1 pseudogene is annotated in these 523 nt (G+C 48.9%); it reads right to left on the bottom strand.

The window, feature by feature from the left end:
- Positions 1–523, bottom strand: a pseudogene (locus R7Z50_RS30970) (serine/threonine protein kinase); the annotation flags it as partial.

Raw genomic sequence — 523 nt, 5'->3', positions numbered from 1 at the left:
CCTTCGTGTTAGCTCCATCATGGAGTTCACCGAAAGATGTTCGACGTTCTGCCCCTTCGCATGGAAGATGAGGCGAGTCATTTCGTACATCATATCTTCTGCAATCTTCTTCTCTTGTTGCAGTTGGATATTCTTTTGAATCAATGCATTACCAAATAGCACGCCGGATAAAACCAGAATGGCAGATAATGCTGCAGCCAGCGGACGGCGCTGTACTAAACGCAATGCGCTGTACAACGGCCAATGTTTTTTTTGTTCGATTGGGCGCCGCTCAAGCATGCGCTCAATATCAATTCTGAGTGCTCGAACGTCTGAATAGCGCAGTTTTGCGGCAGAGCGTGTCGCGCGTCTAATGACCCAGTAAACATCAGACCAAACGCGCGGTGACGGAAACATCATCGCGAGAATTTTACCCAGAGAGTACACATCGCTTTGTGCCGTCAGAAACTGACCAGTCTGTTGTTCTGGACTGGCAAAGTTTTGGCTAAACGCAATTAATGCGGGTGGGGATTCGCCACCGCTG

Source organism: Vibrio sp. 1249-1, assembly GCF_033340495.1.
This window is presented reverse-complemented; position numbering and strand designations above follow the sequence as displayed.